This window comes from Variovorax terrae (genome assembly GCF_022809125.1).
Classification (GTDB): domain Bacteria; phylum Pseudomonadota; class Gammaproteobacteria; order Burkholderiales; family Burkholderiaceae_C; genus Variovorax_A; species Variovorax_A terrae.
In genome coordinates, this window is sequence record NZ_JALGBI010000001.1 from 2,830,593 (window position 1) to 2,848,223 (window position 17,631).

Below are 17,631 nucleotides of genomic sequence, written 5' to 3' on the forward strand. Positions count from 1 at the left end.
TTCCATCGCCCCGATTCCGCCGGTGCGGACACCGGCCTCGGCGGTTTTGAGGCGCACCGCGCGCCCGGCCAGCTCCGTCCGGTGAGGCGAAAAGGCCGGGCCGGCGGGCCGTCAGGCGGGCCGTCAGGCGGGCCGTCAGGCGGGCCGCATCACCGTATTGACCAGCTTGCCGATGTTCTCGATCTCGCATTCGACCACGTCGCCCGGCTGCAGGTAGCGGCCGTCGGCCACGCCGCAGCCCGAGGGCGTGCCGGTGGCGATGACGTCGCCGGGGTACAGCGTCATGGCGCGCGAGATGTTGGCGATGAGTTCGGGAATCCTGAAGATCATCTGCTGCGTCGACGCGTTCTGCCGCACTTCGCCGTTGACCCGGCAGACGATCTGCAGCGGATAGGGATCGGGCAACTCGTCGGCCAGGGCGATGGCCGGGCCCAGCGGGCAGGAGCGGTCCAGGCTCTTACCCTGCAGCCAGTTCTGGCCGTAGCGCCCGGTCAGGGTCGGCGCGGCCTCGTTGGCCTGCAGCTCGCGGTAGCTGATGTCGTTGCAGATGGTGTAGCCGGCCACATGGCCGTAGGCGTCGGCTGCCGGGATGTCGCGGCCCTCGCGGCCGATGATGACGGCCAGCTCCACCTCGTAGTCCAGCTTGTGCGAGAAATCGTGGCCGCAGATCGGGTCGCCGTGGGCCACGGTCGTGCCGGGCAGCTTGGTGAAGAAAAAGGGCTGCTCGGGCGGGATGAGCTTGCCCTCGGCGCCATGGTCGGCATAGTTGACGACATGGGCCAGGATCTTGGAGCCGGGCTCGATGGGCGCCAGCAGCTTCACCGCCTCCAGCGGCAGGCTGCGGGCCCGGCCGGCCACGGCCAGTTGCCTGGCGGCGCGCTGCGCCGGGTCGCCGCCGGCCAGGAACAGCCGCAGGTCGCGGAACCAGGGCGCCATCCAGTCCAGGCCGCTTTCGCAGGCCGCGACCGCGAGGTCGACGACGCGGTCCTGTTCGATCACGCAGACGTGAGGGCCGGCCACCGTGGCCATGCGCGCTATTTTCATACCCGTTCCTTGAGTTGTTGGATGGTTGGTTGGATGGAGAGCGGCCCGGGGCCGGGGCCGCGACAGGGGCGCCGGGCCGCCCTCAGGCGGCGAGGTCCCGCATCACCTCGTACAGGGCCGGCTGCCGCTCGAAGCCGATGCCCGGGGTCTCGGGCAGGCTGGCCTGGCCGTCGGCGATCCGGACTTCGTCGCTGAAGCCGCTGAAGAGGCCGAAGGTGTCCGGATACGACTCGCAGGCCCCCAGCCCGAGGCCGCCCGCGAGATGCAGGCACATCATGTTGCCGCCGTGCGGGTACAGGGACTGGCGCGTGAAGCCGTGCGCCTCGGCCACGGCGACCACCTTCAGGTACTCGGTGATGCCGAAGGCCAGCGGCGGGTCGATCTGGATGATGTCGCGGTCGGGGCGAAAGCCGCCGTAGGTGAGGAAATGATCGAGTTCGAGCGCGCAGGCCATGTTCTCGCCGGTGGCCAGCGGCCCCTCGTAGGCCTGCGCCAGCGCGGCATAGGTTCCGTACTCGAGCGAATCGCAGGGCTCCTCGAACCAGCGCAGGCCGTAGGGCGAGATGGCCCGGGCGTAGGCGTGCGCCGCCTCGTGACCGAAGGAGCAGCTGGCGTCGACGGCCAGGTTGCGACCCTCCCCCATCACGCTCAGGATGGCCTCGATGCGCCGGCAATCCTGGGCCACCGGCAGGCCGCCGACCTTCATCTTGACCATGGTGTAGCCGGCCTCGCGGTGGCGCGCCATCTCGGCCCTGAGATCGTCCGCGGTCTGCCCGGGAAAGTACCAGCCACCGCCGACATAGGTGGGAACGCGCTCGCGCACCGCCCCGCCGCTGTAGCGCTCGGCCAGCAGCCGGTGCAGGGGCTGCTGCGCGACCTTGGCCACGAGATCCCACACGGCCACGTCGACCGTGCCCATCGGGATCGCGCGCTCGGCATAGCCGCCGCGCCGCTCGCGGTGCTGGCCGCAGGCCATGATGGCGGCCGGATCGAAATTCTCGCCCGCCTCGTCCAGCAGGCTGTCCGGATCGGCCGCCAGGATGCGCGGCGCGATGCGCTCGCGGATCTGCTCGCCGCAGGCGTAGCGCCCGAAGGAGTTGAAGGCGTAGCCCACCAGGGGCCGGCCCTCGTGGATCACGTCCGACACCACCGCGACCACGGTGGTGGTCATCTGGCTGAAATCGGACCGGGCGTTGGACAGCCGCGTCTGCAAGGGGACGGCGCGCTCGACGATGCGGGTGATGCGCATGGCTTATTCGGCGGTGGCGCCCGAGGCCTTGACCGCGGCCGCGAACTTGTTCATCTGCTGCTGCACGAACACCACGCTCTGCGGATGCGGCACGACCGTGCGCTCGAAGGCGCTCTCGGCCAGCCTGGCCTGCATGTCCGGCCCCTCCAGGGCCTTGCCGATCGCCTCGACCAGCCGGTCGTGGCGCTCCTTCGGCAAGCCCTTGGGCGCCGCGACCACCCACAGCGAGACCGCGTCGACACTGGGGTAGCCGGCCTCGGCGAACGAGGGCACCTCGGGCATCAGCGGCGAGCGGCGGTTGCCCGTCACGGCGATCGGCGCGAGCACGCCGGTGCGCACCTGCTGGACCACCAGCCCCGGCAGCGAGAACATCATGTCGACCTGGCCGCCCAGCAGGTCGGCGGTGGCCGGGCCGGCCCCCTTGTAGGGAACGTGCAACAGCTTGATGCCGGCGGCCGTCTTGAAGGTCTCGCCGTGCAGGTGGATGACGGTGCCGGCGCCGGCCGAAGCGAAGTTGAGCTGGTCGGGATTGGCCTTGGCCTGGGCCACGATCTCGGCCACCGTTCTCGCCTTGACGCGCCGGGCATTCACCACCAGCACGCCCGTGGCCGTGGCCACCACCGAGAGGAAGTCGAAGTCGCGCAGGCTGTCATAGGGCAGCTTGGCGTACAGGCTCGGATTGATCGCGAAGGCGGTGTCCAGCAGGCCCAGGGTGTAGCCGTCGGGCTGGGCCCGCGCCACCACGCCGGTGCCGATGGTGCTGCCGGCGCCGCCGTTGTTCTCGATGACGACCTGCTGCCCGAGCACCGTGCCCAGGCGCTGCGCCAGCATGCGGCCGAGCAGGTCGGTGCTGCCCCCCGGCCCGTAGGGCACGATCATGCGTATCGGCCGGCTCGGGTAGTCGTCGGCGGCGAAGGCCCCGGTTGCCGCACCGCACATGGCGATGCACAGGGCGGCCCCCAGGCGGCGCAGCAAAGAGTCCATGGAATCCCCTTGTCAAATGGCCGGCAGGAGCGGTTCGTTCGCGGGCCGGTGCTGAAAAGTATAGGAAGCGGGCCGCGCGAAGAACATGGACTGGATTGGCCGCAATTTGGATTTTTTTGGTGCGCCTATGCGGGGGGCGGCGCGCCGCCGCCTTTCGCCCCGGCGCTGCGGTAGCCGCTCGGGCTCATGCCCTGCAGCCGGCGGAAGCGCCGGGCGAAATAGGCCTCGTCCTGGAAGCCGACGCGGGCGGCGATCTCGGCGATCGGCCGGCTCGAGCCCAGCAGCAGCCGGCAGGCCAGGTCCATGCGCTGGTCGGTCAGGATGTCCACGAAGGTGCGGCCCGTTTCCTTCTTCAGCAGATGGGCCAGGTAGTTCGTCGAGAGGAAGGCGGCCGCGGCGGCATCGGCCAGCGTGATCGGCTCGCCCAGGTGCTCGCGCATGTAGCGGCTCACCCGCGCCAGCGAAGCGCGGCGGCTGCCGCGCAGCGTGTTGGCCTGCGCCAGCGCCTGCAGTTCGTCCTGGTGGCGCCGGCACACCAGGCCGATCAGGCGGAACAGGTCGGCGCGGATGAATTCCGTGGCGTAGAAGCCGCCGCCGCGGTGCTCGGCCTGCAGGCGCAGGCACAGCTCGCGCACCGCCGCGAGATCGGCGCCGCCGAGCACGAAATCCAGGTGCTCCTGGAACAGGAAGGGCGCCAGCTCGGGCATCGCGCTGATCGGCACCTCCTCGAGTTCCAGCGCGTCCACGCGCGAGCCGGGCCTCAGGAAGTCATGCCTGAAATTGATGACGAAGAATTCGGCGGGCTCGGCATGGCGCAGGCAATGGACCCGGAACGGCATGATGAAGCTCAGCGTGCCGGGAACGATCGGCCGGGTCACGGCGCCGAGCACATGCTCGGTGCGGCCTGCGAAGTTCACGTAGATCTGGAAATACTCGTGGCGGTGCAGCGGCGGCTGGCCGACGGCGGTCGCCTGGTCGCGGATCCAGAATGGACTGCGCGGCAGGAAGTCGTCGTTGCGGTTGATCAGTGCGGCAGACACCGGTGGTCGAGAGCCCGTGGCAAGGAGAATGGCGCACGCGCGGCGCGGGCGGCGGGCCAGCATAGCGCATCGCGCGCCCACTCCGCAACGGATCGGGCCCGCGGCGCGCCGCGGCCTCCGCACTGGTTTGCTACAAAAATACTAGCACCCGATGACCGCAGGACCTGGACTTCCGGCCCTTTTTGCATCAAACTGCAACTCTCCCCAGGTTTTGGAGCCCTCATGCCGGTGATCGCAGTCGTCAACCGCAAGGGCGGCAGTGGCAAGAGCACGCTGGCCGCCCACGTTGCGGCCTGGTGCGCCCGCAACGGCAGCGCCGTGATGCTGGGCGACGTGGACCGCCAGCAATCCACCCGCGCCTGGCTGCGCCGGCGCGATCCGGCCCTGCCCGCCATCGCCCCCTGGGCGCTCGACCAGAAGAACATGCTGCGCGTGCCCACCGGCATCACCCATGTGGTGCTGGACACACCCGGCGGCCTGCAGGGCTTCGAGCTGGCCCGCGTGGTGATGTTCGCCGACGCCATCCTGATGCCGGTGTGCCATTCGATGTTCGACTGCGAATCCGCCGCGGCCTGCCACGCCGAGCTGATGACGCTGCCGCGCGTGGCCAGCGGCCGCTGCCGCCTCGCCACAGTGGGCATGCGCATCGACGCGCGCACCCATGCCGCGCAGGCGCTGCGCAGTTGGAGCGAGGCGCTGAACCTGCCCTTTCTGGGCGTGCTGCGCGAAACGCAGCTCTACGTGCGCAGCCTGGAGCGCGGCCTGACGGTCTTCGACCTGCCGGCCTCGCAGGCCGCGGCCGACCTCGCGCAGTGGCAGCCCATCCTGGCGTGGCTGGCGCCGCTGCTCTCTGCGGCCCAGGCCGCCAACGACCCGTCGCCCGCCGAGCCGGTCCCGCCCGGCCGGCTCGGCAGCTCACGCCCGAACAGCCTGATGCCGGCGCAGGAATCGCTGGTGCATGGCGGGCGCCTGGCCGTGCCTGCGGCGGCGAGCGCGCCACCCGCCACCACCACGAGGGCGGCGCTCCCGCGCAGCCTGCTGCCGGGCGGCGCAGGGCCGGGCATTCCGCACTTCCTCAGGCGCGGCGCCTGAGGCGCCTCTTCAGGCCACCGACAGGCTCTCAGTTCTTGGCGCGGCGCAGTTCGGCCACGCGGTCGGCCATGGCGTCGATGTCCAGCGCGTCTTCCGCGTGCGCGAGATAGGTTTCCAGGTCGGGTACCGCCAGCGCGGCGCTGCCCTGCTCCGCGTGGGCCAGACCGCGGTCCCGGTACTCGGGCCAGGCTTCGGGCAGCAGCACGATCAGGCGGTTCTGCACCGCGATCAGGCGCTGCCAGTCTTCCTGCGTGCGATGGATTTCCTTGAGGTTGCGCAGCATGCGGGCGATGATGTCGCGCGGCGGCGCGGCCTGCAGGTACAGGCCCATCGGCACATCGAATTCATCCACCAGCCCGCTGCGCCGCTTGTAGGGCTCCAGCCGCTCGCCCAGCTCCTCGCGGCTCAGCGACTGGCCGTTGAACGGATCGATCACCACCTGGCCCTTGGGCAGGTTGACCTTGACCATGAAATGCCCCGGAAACCCCACGCCGCGGGCGTTCAGCCCCAGGCCCTGGGCCAGCTCGATCCACAGCACGGCCAGCGAGATCGGAATGCCGCGGCGGGTGCGCAGCACGGCATTGAGGTAGCTGTTGTCGGGATCGTAGTAGTCGTTGATGTTGCCGCCGAAGCTCAGGTCGCGGAAGAAGAACTGGTTGAGCATGCGCAGCCGGTGCAGCGGCGTGGCGTCGCCCGGCAGACGGCGCTTCAGGCGCGCCAGCAGCTGGTCCACGTCCCCCAGCACCTGCTGCATGTCGAGCTCGGGGTACTCGTCCTGGGCCAGGCTGGCGGCGGCCTCCAGCAAGGGAAAGTGCTCGTCGCTCTGGACCAGCGAGGCGAAGTATTCGAGCGGGGTGGAGGCACGAAAACTGAACTGCATGAAGCTTTGTAATGGACGTCCGCCCGGGCGTCAAGCAGGCCCGGCTCAGCGCCGCACAAACTGCCGGAGCTTGACACCCGCGGCCCACAATGCTACGAAATAGATAGCAGCCGAAGCCGCCAGCACCAGGGCCAGCATCCCGATGCGCGTGAAACCTTGGCCGCGCATCGCGAGCCAGGGCACCGCGCCGGCCGCCCACATCAGAAACACCGCCAGCAGCGCGCTGGCGGCCACCACCTGCAGCAGGAATGCCCACCAGCCCGGCGCCGGCCTGAAGCTGCCGCGGCGCACCAGCCCGACCAGCAGCCACAGGGCGTTGACCAGCGCGCCGATGCTGATCGACAGCGTCAGCGCCGCATGCTGGAACAGCGGCACCAGGAAGTAGTTGAGCACCTGCGTGAACACCAGCACGCAGACCGCGATGCGCATCGGCGTGCGCATGTCGTGCCGGGCGTAGAAGCCCGGCGCCAGCACCTTGACCGCCACGATGCCCAGCAGCCCCACGCCATAGCCCACCAGCGCCGCGGTGGTGCGCTGCACGTCGAGGTCGCTGAAGGCGCCGTAGTGGTAGAGCACCGCCACCAGCGGCTGCGAGAACACCAGCAGCGCCACCGCGCACGGCACCGACAGCAGCACCACCAGGCGCAGCCCCCAGTCCAGCATGGCCGAGTAGCGCGCATCGTCCTGCCCGGCGCGCGCCGCGGCAAGCTGCGGCATCAGCACCACGCCCAGGGCCACGCCCAGCAGGGCGGTGGGGAACTCCATCAGGCGGTCGGCATAGGCGATCCAGCTCACGCTGCCGGAGGCCAGGTGCGAGGCGATCTGGGTGTTGATGAGCAGCGAGATCTGCGCCACGCTGACGCCCAGCAGCGCCGGCAGCATCAGCCGCGTGACCTGGCGCGTGGTGGGGTCGGCCCAGGCCCGGCGCAGGGCCGACAGGCTGTGGCCGATGCGCGGCAGCAGGCCCAGCCGCTTCAGCGCGGGCAGCTGCAGGCCCAGTTGCAGGACGCCGCCGACCATCACGCCCACGCACTGGGCATAGATCGGCTCGATGCCCCAGCGCGCGAACCAGGGCGCGCCCAGCACGATGGACACGATCAGCGCCAGGTTCAACAGCACCGGCGAGGCCGCCGGCACGGCGAACTGGCGCCAGGTGTTGAGGATGCCCCCGGCCAGCGCGACCAGCGACATGAAGCCGATGTAGGGGAACATCCAGCGCGTCATGACGACCGCCGCGTCATACCCGCCCTGCGGCGTCTGCTGCAGGCCGCTGGCCATGGCCCAGACCATCAGCGGCGCGGCGGCGACGCCTGCCACGCACAGCAGCACCAGCGTCCAGGTCAGCAGGGTGCCGACATGGTCGATCAGCGCCCGGGCGCCCTCCTCGCCGCGCTCCGTGCGGCAGGCCGCGAGCACCGGCACGAAGGCCTGGCTGAACGCGCCCTCCCCGAACACCCGCCGGAACAGGTTGGGAATGCGGAAGGCGACGTTGAAGGCGTCGGTCATCGCGCTGACGCCGAACACCGAGGCCATCAGCAGCTCGCGCACGAGGCCGGTGATGCGCGAGGCCAGCGTCAGCAGGGAGACCGTGGAAGCAGATTTGAACAGGGACACGCCGCGAGTGTAGTGGCAGCCGAACCCCACCTTCCGGCCCCGCGCCCACCCGAACCCATCAGGCCATGCCTCCCCAAAAGCACGGCGGACCCGGCCACGCCGGTCCGCCGTGCCCCGCCAGGGATGCCATGGAACCGGCTCCGCCGGCCCATCGGCATCGCCCCCGGCCGGGGGAGGCGCAGCGCACAAAGTGCGCGCAGCCTGGGGGCGAGCTATAATATTCGGCTTTGCTGACAACATCCTCAGACACCAAGGAACACGAACATGGCCTCAGCCAAACCCAAGAAAAAGAACCCGCGCCTCGCGTCGGGCCGTAAACGCGCACGCCAGGACGTCAAGCTGAATGCAGCCAACACGTCCCTGCGCTCCAAGTACCGCACCGCTGTGAAGAACGTCGAGAAGGCCGTCGCAGCCGGTGACAAGACCAAAGCCGCCGAACTGTTCGGCAAGATGCAGGCCGTCGTCGACACCGTCGCCGACAAGGGCATCTTCCACAAGAACAAGGCCGCTCGCGACAAGAGCCGCCTGTCCGCCAAGGTGAAAGCCCTGGCCACCGCAGCCGCCTGACCGAGTCAGGCAAACCGCCCGGGCTGATTCGTCCAACGAACCAACCCGCCGTTTGCAACGGGTGCGCTGTCAGCAAAAAGCGAGAAACCGCCTTCGGGCGGTTTTTTCGTTTCTGCGCGGCTGCTGCGCGCCGGCATTGAATTGCGTACAATCCAACCCCACATGAACCGACAGATCCGCCAGACCGACATGCGCGCCCGCAGCCCCAGGGGCAGGCACGCGCTGCTGGCGTTCCGCCGCTGACCTTCCGGACTCACCCTCCGGGAGGCCACTGCCTTCCGGGGACCGCAATCAAACCCCGCTGGGCAGGCCCCCACCGGGGTTTTGTTTTTTGATTGCCCGTGCAGGAGCCTGCCATGCGTACCTACGACAAGCTGATCGCCACGATTCACTCCGGCCAGGGGAACGGGGGCTTGCGCCCGTCCTTTGGCGGAGTTGCGGTGTCCGGCCCGCGTGCGCTGCATGCGTCCCGCACCGCCTCGCAAGATTCGGCATAGCCTTTTCGAAGGGTTCACGTCACGACGACCCTGGCCGGCTTGCCCGCGCCAGGGTTTTGTCTTTTGGGGCAGCACATCATGGAAACAAGAAAACTCAGAAACATCGGCATCATTGCGCACGTGGATGCAGGCAAGACCACGACCAGCGAACGCATCCTCTTCTATACCGGCGAGAACTACCGGCTCGGCGAGGTGCACGAGGGCACCGCGACGATGGATTTCGACCCGCAGGAGCAGGCGCGCGGCATCACCATCAACAGCGCGGCCACCACGGTGTTCTGGCGCGGCACGCAGATCAACCTGATCGACACGCCCGGCCACATCGACTTCAACATCGAGGTCAACCGCTCGCTGCGCGTGCTCGACGGCGCGGTGGTGGTGTTCGACGGCGTGGCCGGCGTGGAGCCGCAGACCGAAACCAACTGGCGCATGGCCGACAAGTACGGCGTGCCGCGCCTGTGCTTCGTCAACAAGATGGACCGCGTGGGCGCGGACTTCCTGCGCGTGGTGGAGATGATCCGCCAGCGCTTGGGCATCGCGCCGCTGGTGCTGCAGCTGCCCATCGGGGCCGAAGGCGGGTTCACGGGCCTCGTGGACCTGCTGGAGATGCACGCCCTGGTCTGGCACAACGGCGAGACCAGCCCCCCCGCGGTGCTGCCGATCCCGGCCGAGCTGCAGGCCCAGGCCGAAGCCTGGCGCCAGCGGCTGGCCGAGGCCGCGGCCGAGCAGGACGACACCCTGCTCGGCAAATACCTCGAAGGCCAGCCGCTGTCGGCCGCCGAACTGCGCCCGGCGATCCGCCGCGGCACCCTGGCCGGCGCCTTCGTGCCCGTGCTGCTGGGCTCCGCGTTCAAGAACAAGGGCGTGGAGCCCCTGCTGGATGCGGTCGTGGCCTACCTGCCGGCGCCCGAGGAGGTGCCCCGCCAGGACGTCGAGGCCGACCCCGCCGGCCCGTTCGCGGCGCTGGCCTTCAAGGTGGTGCATGACGACCACGGGATGCTGACCTTCCTGCGCGTCTACCGCGGGCGCCTGGAAACCGGCGACACCGTGCTCAACACCATCACCGGCAAGCGCGAGCGGGTCTCGCGGCTGTACGAGATGCACGCCAACCGCAAGCAGGAGCGCGAGGTGGCCGTGGCCGGCGACATCGTCGCGGTGGCGGGCCTCAAGGCCACGGTGACGGGCCAGACCCTGGCCGACCCGGCGCATCCGCTGGTGCTGGAGCAGATCGTGGCGCCCGAGCCGGTAATCGACGTCGCGGTCGAGCCGCTCACGCAGGCCGATCAGCAGAACCTGCTCAAGGGCCTGCACGCGCTGCTCGAGGAAGACCCGAGCCTGCATCTGCGCCAGGACGCCGAAGCCGGCCAGACCATCCTGTCCGGCATGGGCGAACTGCAGCTGGAAGTCACGCTGGAGAAGCTGCGCACGCGCTACAAGGTCGAGGTCCATGTGGGCAAGCCGCAGGTCGCCTACCGCGAGACGCTGACGCGGCCCGCCCGCGTGCGCTACCTGCACAAGAAGCAGAGCGGCGGCCCCGGCCAATTCGCCGAGGTGGTTCTGCTGCTGGAGCCGCTGGAGCGCGGCGCGGGCTTCGTGTTCGAGAGCCGCATCACGGGCGGCGCCGTGCCGCGCGAGTACATCCCCTCGGTCGAGACCGGCATCCGCCGGGCCGCCCAGGCCGGCGTGCTGGCGGGCTTCCCCTGCGTGGACTTCAAGGCCACGCTGGAGGACGGCAGCTTCCACGAGCGCGACTCGTCCACCATGGCGTTCGAGTACGCCGCGGCCGCCGCCTTCCGCGAGGCCGCGGGCGAGGCCGCGCCGGCGCTGATCGAGCCGGTGATGGCGGTCGAGGTGATCACGCCCACCGAGCATGTGGGCGACTGCATCGGCGACATCAACCGCCGGCGCGGCCATGTGCGGCACCAGGAGCTGCGCGGCAGCGGCTCCGTGATCGAGGCCCATGTGCCGCTGCAGGAGATGTTCGGCTACATCGGCCAGCTGCGCGCCATGACCTCGGGCCGCGCCAGCTTCACGATGCAGTTCGACCACTATGCGGTCGTGCCTGCGCGCATGGCCGAGGCGATGGGGGGACGTGTGGCCTGAACGAATAAGCCGGGAGCTGGCCGAGGGCTGGCTTCCGGCTGGTTTCTAGCTTGGATCGGGCAGATGTCCTTGTCCTGCGGTCGTTTCTTGCTATCGATTCAGGAGTTTCCTGCTGCTTGAATGGCCGGGTCGGATGGCCTGCAAGCCAGCCATCCAGGCCAAAGAGCAGGAACTCCTAAGTTGATAGCAGGGAAAGACCACCCGACAAGGACATCCGCCCGATTTCTCTTGGAAATCACCCCTGCCGAGGCAGTTCAGGCAGCAGGCAGGCCTCGGCCACCTGCAAGTCGTTGTCCTTGGCGAAATTGATGCAGAAATCCCAGGCCATGGGCTCGTAGTCGCGCAGCTCGCGGTTCACCACCACGCACTTGACGCCGTTGAGCGTGGTCGGGATGCACCAGGGCGAATAGCCCAGGTGGCTGCCGGGCTGGGGCCCGCCGGGGCGAAAGGAGCTCATCACCCCGGCCAGCCGCTCGGCCCAGTCGCTGGGGCGGAAGGTCCTGCCGTCCCGGGTGATGCCCTGGATGAAGACTTCTTTAGCAGTGGATGAAACCATCGGATGGCGGTGCTTTCAGGGTGGCTGCGCATCAGGATCACTGATTGCTGCATTGCACAAGTATTCTATCTTATATAAGACCTGGCCTCGGCCATCCGGGGGCATTGCAGTGATGCGGAATTGTCAAAAAACCGGGCTGGCTCTGCGCCTAAAATCGTACTTCAACGGCTCAACCTTTCGTTGGGCCGCTTTGTTTTGAGTTCTCAGGAGAGAGTGTATGAACGCTGCCGTGTCCCCCTTCATCGAAGCCGCCTCGCCGCACACCATGAACACCTATGGGCGCTTGCCCATTGCGCTGTCGCGTGGCCAGGGGGTGCGCGTGTGGGACGTCAACGGCAAGCCCTACCTGGACGCGCTGGCCGGCATCGCGGTCAACACGCTGGGGCACAACCACCCCCGCCTGGTGCCCGCGCTGCAGGACCAGGTGGCCCAGATCATCCACAGCTGCAACTACTACCACGTGCCCAACCAGGAAAAGCTGGCCGCCAAGCTGGTGGAGCTGTCGGGCATGAGCAACGTGTTCTTCTGCTGCACCGGGCTCGAAGCCAACGAGGCCGCGCTCAAGCTGGCGCGCAAGTTCGGCCATGACAAGGGCATCGAGCGGCCCGAGATCGTGGTCTACGAGCATGCCTTCCACGGCCGCAGCATCGCCACCCTGTCGGCCACCGGCAACGAGAAGGTGCAAAAGGGCTTCGGCCCGCTGGTCGAGGGCTTCATCCGCGTGCCGCTCAACGACATCGAGGCCCTCAAGAAGGCGACGCAGGGCAACCCCAACGTGGTGGCCGTGTTCTTCGAGACCATCCAGGGCGAAGGCGGCATCAACCCGATGCGCGTGGACTACCTGCAGCAGGTGCGTGCGCTGTGCGACGCCAACGACTGGCTGATGATGATCGACGAAGTGCAGTGCGGCATGGGCCGCACCGGCAAGTGGTTCGCCCACCAGTGGGCCGGCATCGTGCCCGACGTGATGCCGCTGGCCAAGGGCCTGGGCTCGGGCGTGCCGATCGGCGCGGTGGTGGCCGGCCCCAGGGCCGCCAGCATCTTCCAGCCGGGCAACCACGGCACCACCTTCGGCGGCAACCCGCTGGCCATGCGCGCCGGGGTGGAAACCATCCGCATCATGGAAGAAGACGGCCTGCTGGCCAATGCCGCCGCGGTGGGCGCGCACCTGCGCACCGCGCTCGAGCGCGAGCTGGCGGGCCTGGCCGGCGTCAAGGAAATCCGCGGCCAGGGGCTGATGATCGGCATCGAGCTGGCGCGCCCCTGCAACGTGCTGACGCAGCGCGCCGCCGACGCGGGCCTGCTCATCAGCGTGACGGCCGACAGCGTGGTGCGCCTGCTGCCGCCGCTGATCATGACGGCCGCCGAGGCCGACGAGGTGGTGGCCCTGCTGGCGCCGCTGATCCGGCAGTTCCTCGCAGAAGCGGCATGACCATGGCACTCCGGCATTACCTCCAGTTCAGCGACTTCAGCGCCGACGAATACGCCTACCTGTTCGAGCGCGCGGCCCTCATCAAGAAGAAGTTCAAGGCCTACGAGAAGCACCACCCGCTGGCCGACCGCACGCTGGCGATGATCTTCGAGAAGGCCAGCACGCGCACGCGCGTGAGCTTCGAGGCCGGCATGTACCAGCTCGGCGGCTCGGTGGTGCACCTGACCACCGGCGACAGCCAGCTCGGCCGCGCCGAGCCGATCGAGGACAGCGCCAAGGTGATCAGCCGCATGGTCGACCTCGTGATGATCCGCACCTACGGGCAGGACAAGATCGAGCGCTTCGCCGAGCATTCGCGCGTGCCGGTGATCAACGGCCTCACGAACGAGTTCCACCCGTGCCAGATCCTGGCCGACATCTTCACCTTTCTCGAGCACCGCGGCACGAACTCGGAAGGGAAGCCGGACCCGGCTTCCCTGAAGGGCAAGGTCGTGGCCTGGGTCGGCGACGGCAACAACATGGCCAACACCTGGCTGCAGGCCGCCGAGCTGCTGGGCTTCACGGTGCACCTGAGCACGCCCAGCGGCTACGAGGTCGACCAGGCCGTGGCCGGCCTGCGCTCGGGCGACAGCTACAAGGTGTTCAAGGACCCGATGGCGGCCTGCGCCGGTGCCGACCTCGTGACCACCGACGTCTGGACCAGCATGGGCTACGAGGCCGAGAACGAGGCGCGCAAAAAAGCCTTCGCCGACTGGTGCGTGGACGCCGACATGATGAAGGCCGCCCGGCCCGATGCGCTGTTCATGCACTGCCTGCCCGCCCACCGCGGCGAGGAGGTCGAGGCCGACGTGATCGACGGCCCGCAGTCGGTGGTGTGGGACGAGGCGGAGAACCGCATGCATGTGCAGAAGGCGTTGATGGAGTACCTGCTGCTGGGACGGCTCTGACCGCCGCTCCATGGCGCTGATCGACAGCTACCTGCCGCACTACCAGTTCGCCGAGCGGCACGCCATCGAGGTGCCCGTGCCGCCGGCACAGGTGCTGGACGCCATCGCACCCGCGCTGCTCGCCTCCGACCCGCTGGCCCGTTTCTTCATCGCGCTGCGCGAACTCCCCGCACGCCTGCTGGCCCGCCTGGGAGGGCGGTCCCGGCTGCCCAAACGCGCCTTCAGCCCGGCCGACCTTGTCGCGTTGGGCCGCGATGGCGACCGCGAAATCGCGTTCGGCTTGGCGGGCTGCTTCTGGCAGGCCGACTACGGACTGGTGCACCTGCCCGACGCCCAGGCCTTTCGCGACAGGAACGATCAGCCCCGCCTGGTAATGAATTTCACGGCCAGCCCCCGCGGCGCGGGCTGCTGGCTCGAAACCCAGACCCGCGTGCATTGCCCCGATGCGGCCATGCTGCGGCGCTTCACGCCCTACTGGTACCTGATACGGCCCGTCAGCGGGCTGATCCGCCTGCGGCTGCTGAGGCGCATCCGGCAAACCGCGCTGGCAAGAGCCGCCCGCTGAGGGCCGGCGCACCCGTGCCCCGGGCGGCCACGGTGATTGCTTCAAATTTGATAGCAAACAATGACCGCCTTACCTGGACATTGGCGCGATTCTTCTTGAAAAACTGCTGAAACCCGCTCAAGAGAACGCCGGGCCGGGCCCAGGACGCTCAGAACTGAGTCCCCACCGTCAGGTACACGCGCGGCGTCAGGGTCATGACCGAGCTGTTCTGCGCGAAGCCGCCGGCACCGTCCGGGTAGCTGCGCTCGCGGTCGTAGCGGGCGTTGCCGATGTTGTAGACACCGATGCGCCAGTAGCCGAGCTTGGGCACCACGCCGCCCAGGTACACATCCAGCATCGCGCGCGCGTTGTCGCGCCCCGTGATGCCCGGCGAAGTGTTGAGCTGCGCGGGGCCGGTCAGCGACAGCGCCACGCCGCCGAACAGGCCGCCGGTGCGGCGCATCGGCTTGGCCACGTTCATGCTCGCGGTGTAGCGGGCCTGGCCGGGAATGCGGCTGCCCTGGTTCGGGCCGCTGGTCATGCGCGACTGCAGCAGGCTGGCGTTGGTGGACAGCGTCCAGTCGCTGCCCAGGCCCAGCCAGCCCAGGCCGGTCTTGGCGTCCGCCTCCAGGCCCCACACCGTGGCGTCACCCACGTTGCTGCGCTGCTCGACCCAGCGGTTGCCCACCAGCGTCGTCAGGGCCGCGATGGTGTCCTTCACGCTGCGCACGAACAGGTTCACGCCCACCTGGCCCTGGGGCGCCAGGCGGCGCTCGAAGCCCGCGTCCAGCGTCCAGGCCACCTCGGAGCGCAGGTTCGGGTTGCCGATCGTGTCGGGGTTGCTGATGCTGTTGCTGCCCTGGCTCGGCGTGCTGCGGTCGATCAGGCTCCAGATGCTCGGGTTGCGCGTCACGCGGGCCAGGTTGACGCGAAACTGCAGGTCGTCGTTGATCGGCGTGCGCGTGTGCAGCGAGGGCTGCAGGAAGCTCATGCGCCGGCCGTCCGGCAGGCCGGCATCGGCGCCCTGGATCAGCAGCGTCTCCGCGCGCAGGCCCGCGGTCAGCGTGGTGTTGGCCGGCAGCTCCCATTCGTTCTGGCCCCAGACCACATGGCGCTTCATGTCGACATTCAGGCTCACCGGCGCCGCGCCGCTGCTGAGCGTGTTCACGCCCAGGCTGCGGTACTCGGCCTGCGCGCCCAGGCTCCATAGGAGGGCGCTGCTGGTGCCGGTGAGCTTGCTGCTGAGCGACCAGAGGTCTTCCTGGCGGTTGTCCAGGAAGCTGTAGGGGCTGGTGGCCGAGGCCGCGCCGTAGCTCTGGGTGAAGCTACCCGCGCGGTCGACCTCGTCCCGGGACTGGCTGCCCGACAGCGTGGTCTCCAGCTTGCTGTCCGCGAAGCGGTGCGTCCAGTCCGCGCCGGCCTGCAGGTAGCGCCGCTCGTACCCGTAGGATTCGGCCGTCAGCGCGTTGTAGGCGCCGCCGGCATCGACGCCCGTGCCCTGGCTGTCGTAGCGCCCGGAGAAGCGCCCACGCGTGATGGTGGCGCGCAGCGCCAGCTGGTCCGAGGCGCTCAGGCGGCCGTTGAGCCGCGGCACCAGCGAGAAGTCCGAGCGCCGGTAGCGCCCGCTGGCGTCGGACTCGGCCACCACGCTGCCGCCATCCACGGTGCGCCGGTGCGTGTCGGAGCCCACCACGTAGCCCGTGCTGGACACCGCCAGGAAGTACGACCAGGGCTGCGCATCGGCCGGCAGCGACGGCAGGGCTGCCGCCGGCGCCGTGTCCGTTGCGGCCGGGGCGCGCTCCTCGGCCTGGGCCGTGGCCGGTGCGCCGGAATCGGCAGCAGCAGCCGGCGCCTCGGCGGCCTTCGGCGCGGGTGCTGCGGGCGCTGGGGCCGCCGGTGCCGCCCGCAACGCAGGCACAGCGCCGCCGCCACCCAGCGGCCCGGTTTTCGAGAAGAAAGCCTGGCCCGCATTGCGGCCCCAGACATGGTTGTCGGTCAGGCGGATCACGGTTTCGCGCTGGATGGTGGCCTGGCGCAGCACGATGTTGAGCGTGCCGCCAGTGGCGCCCGAGAACTCGGCCGTCGGGGCGCGAACCACCTCGATGCGCTCGATCAGCTCCGACGGCAGTTGGTCGATGGGCAGCTGCGACTTGCCGCTGGCGACGCGCTGGCCATCGATCAAGAGCTGCGTCGCATTGCGGTCCATGCCGCGCATGCGGATCTCCACGCCGCCGTCGGCGGTGGGCGTCACCTGCACGCCCGGCAGCTGGCGCAGCACGTCGGCCACCGAGAAGGCGCCCAGGTTCTCGATGTCCTTGCGGTCCACCACCACCAGCGAACCGGTCGCGAAGAAGCGCTGCTCGATCGAGCGCCGCGCCGTGACCGTCACCGCCTCGAGCTGCGGCGCATCGGAAGCCCCGCGCTCATCGGGCATGCCCTGCGCCGAGGCCGCGACCGCGTGCGTCAGCACGGTGGTGACCAGCATCTCGCGCAGCGGCCACTCGGCGCGCCGCGCAGCCGGCCGCTCGCCCGCCGCCCCGCTTCGGGCCGGCGAAAACAGAAACTCCAAACGCATGAAAAAGCCTCCCTCGACGTTCATGCCATGCATGCAGAAAGCAGCGCATTGTGGCGCATCCCTGCTCCAGCGCCGCCAAAGAAGGCCTGGGATTGGGATTTCTCGTTAGCATTCCGGCTCCTGCCCAACCCGCCCGCTTGAACCCACGCATGCCCGCCCTCTCCCCCTGCCAGCATTGCGGCGCCTGTTGCGCCAGCTTTCGCGTCGACTTCTCGGTGCATGAGCTCGACGACCGGGGCGGCGCCGTGCCGGCCGGGCTGGCCGTGGCGCTCAACGACAGCCTCTGCCGCATGCGGGGCACGGACCACGCGCCGGCCCGCTGCGCGGCCCTGACCGGCCGGATCGGCCAGCCGGTGGCCTGCGGCATCTACGAATGGCGCCCGTCGCCCTGCCGCGAATTCGAAGCCGGCAGCGATGCCTGCGGCGTTGCGCGCCGCCGCCACGGGCTGCCGCCGCTGGACGACAAAATTCTTTAGGTTTCAAGTATTTTCATGGGTGTTGGAAATA

The 17,631-nt window shown here is 69.3% G+C and carries 16 protein-coding genes; 8 read left to right on the forward strand and 8 right to left on the reverse strand.

Translation table 11 applies throughout. The features are described 5' to 3' along the window. Positions 1-135 precede the first annotated feature (135 nt). From MMF98_RS13370 to MMF98_RS13385, 4 genes are all read right to left on the reverse strand, one after another. On the reverse strand, positions 136-1,044 hold the full coding sequence (locus MMF98_RS13370; RefSeq protein ID WP_243306773.1) for a fumarylacetoacetate hydrolase family protein: 909 nt from the start codon (positions 1,042-1,044) through the stop codon (positions 136-138). Between the two features lie 82 nt (positions 1,045-1,126). Then, positions 1,127-2,293, reverse strand: coding sequence for an enolase C-terminal domain-like protein (locus MMF98_RS13375; RefSeq protein ID WP_243306775.1), 1,167 nt, complete (start codon positions 2,291-2,293; stop codon positions 1,127-1,129). 3 nt (positions 2,294-2,296) lie between these two features. Beyond that, on the reverse strand, positions 2,297-3,277 hold the full coding sequence (locus MMF98_RS13380; RefSeq protein WP_243306776.1) for a Bug family tripartite tricarboxylate transporter substrate binding protein: 981 nt from the start codon (positions 3,275-3,277) through the stop codon (positions 2,297-2,299). Positions 3,278-3,402: 125 nt separating this feature from the next. Next, positions 3,403-4,317: a helix-turn-helix transcriptional regulator gene (locus MMF98_RS13385; RefSeq protein ID WP_243306777.1), complete on the reverse strand. Its 915-nt coding sequence runs from the start codon at positions 4,315-4,317 to the stop codon at positions 3,403-3,405. 222 nt (positions 4,318-4,539) lie between these two features. On the opposite strand from MMF98_RS13385, the gene MMF98_RS13390 reads away from it, so the two are divergent. After that, positions 4,540-5,409 carry a ParA family protein gene (locus tag MMF98_RS13390; protein ID WP_243306778.1) on the forward strand — a complete coding sequence of 290 codons (870 nt, stop codon included), beginning with the start codon at positions 4,540-4,542 and terminating at the stop codon, positions 5,407-5,409. Between the two features lie 28 nt (positions 5,410-5,437). Here MMF98_RS13390 and MMF98_RS13395 read toward each other — a convergent pair whose 3' ends face one another. Next, entirely contained in the window at positions 5,438-6,289 is an 852-nt protein-coding gene (locus MMF98_RS13395) for a SirB1 family protein (protein ID WP_243306779.1), read from the reverse strand. Between the two features lie 45 nt (positions 6,290-6,334). After that, positions 6,335-7,903 (reverse strand): murein biosynthesis integral membrane protein MurJ, encoded by a 1,569-nt coding sequence (murJ, locus tag MMF98_RS13400; protein ID WP_243306780.1) that lies wholly within the window; start codon positions 7,901-7,903, stop codon positions 6,335-6,337. 264 nt (positions 7,904-8,167) lie between these two features. On the opposite strand from murJ, the gene rpsT reads away from it, so the two are divergent. From rpsT to fusA, 3 genes are all read left to right on the forward strand, one after another. Then, positions 8,168-8,470, forward strand: a complete 303-nt coding sequence (rpsT, locus tag MMF98_RS13405) for a 30S ribosomal protein S20 (RefSeq protein WP_243306781.1) — start codon at positions 8,168-8,170, stop codon at positions 8,468-8,470. A gap of 356 nt (positions 8,471-8,826) precedes the next feature. Continuing rightward, positions 8,827-8,967: a hypothetical protein gene (locus MMF98_RS13410; protein ID WP_243306782.1), complete on the forward strand. Its 141-nt coding sequence runs from the start codon at positions 8,827-8,829 to the stop codon at positions 8,965-8,967. 78 nt (positions 8,968-9,045) lie between these two features. Then, a complete protein-coding gene (fusA, locus tag MMF98_RS13415; RefSeq protein ID WP_243306783.1) occupies positions 9,046-11,070 on the forward strand; it encodes an elongation factor G in 2,025 nt (674 codons plus the stop codon). A gap of 235 nt (positions 11,071-11,305) precedes the next feature. On the opposite strand, the gene MMF98_RS13420 is transcribed toward fusA, so the two are convergent. Further along, entirely contained in the window at positions 11,306-11,626 is a 321-nt protein-coding gene (locus MMF98_RS13420; protein WP_243306784.1) for a DUF3579 domain-containing protein, read from the reverse strand. A gap of 229 nt (positions 11,627-11,855) precedes the next feature. On the opposite strand from MMF98_RS13420, the gene MMF98_RS13425 reads away from it, so the two are divergent. Genes MMF98_RS13425 through MMF98_RS13435 form a run of 3 tightly spaced genes read left to right on the forward strand, consistent with a single transcriptional unit; the run spans position 11,856 to position 14,570 of the window. Continuing rightward, positions 11,856-13,058, forward strand: coding sequence for an aspartate aminotransferase family protein (locus MMF98_RS13425; protein WP_423837622.1), 1,203 nt, complete (start codon positions 11,856-11,858; stop codon positions 13,056-13,058). A gap of 2 nt (positions 13,059-13,060) precedes the next feature. Next, positions 13,061-14,005: an ornithine carbamoyltransferase gene (gene argF / locus MMF98_RS13430; protein ID WP_423837623.1), complete on the forward strand. Its 945-nt coding sequence runs from the start codon at positions 13,061-13,063 to the stop codon at positions 14,003-14,005. 10 nt (positions 14,006-14,015) lie between these two features. Then, on the forward strand, positions 14,016-14,570 hold the full coding sequence (locus MMF98_RS13435; RefSeq protein ID WP_243306788.1) for a hypothetical protein: 555 nt from the start codon (positions 14,016-14,018) through the stop codon (positions 14,568-14,570). Between the two features lie 148 nt (positions 14,571-14,718). Here the strand turns inward: MMF98_RS13435 and MMF98_RS13440 are convergent, their stop codons facing one another. After that, a complete protein-coding gene (locus MMF98_RS13440; RefSeq protein ID WP_243306789.1) occupies positions 14,719-17,124 on the reverse strand; it encodes a TonB-dependent receptor plug domain-containing protein in 2,406 nt (801 codons plus the stop codon). Positions 17,125-17,273: 149 nt separating this feature from the next. Here MMF98_RS13440 and MMF98_RS13445 point away from each other — a divergent pair, with 149 nt between their 5' ends. Then, a complete protein-coding gene (locus MMF98_RS13445; protein ID WP_243306790.1) occupies positions 17,274-17,600 on the forward strand; it encodes a YkgJ family cysteine cluster protein in 327 nt (108 codons plus the stop codon). The last annotated feature ends 31 nt before the right edge of the window (positions 17,601-17,631 follow it).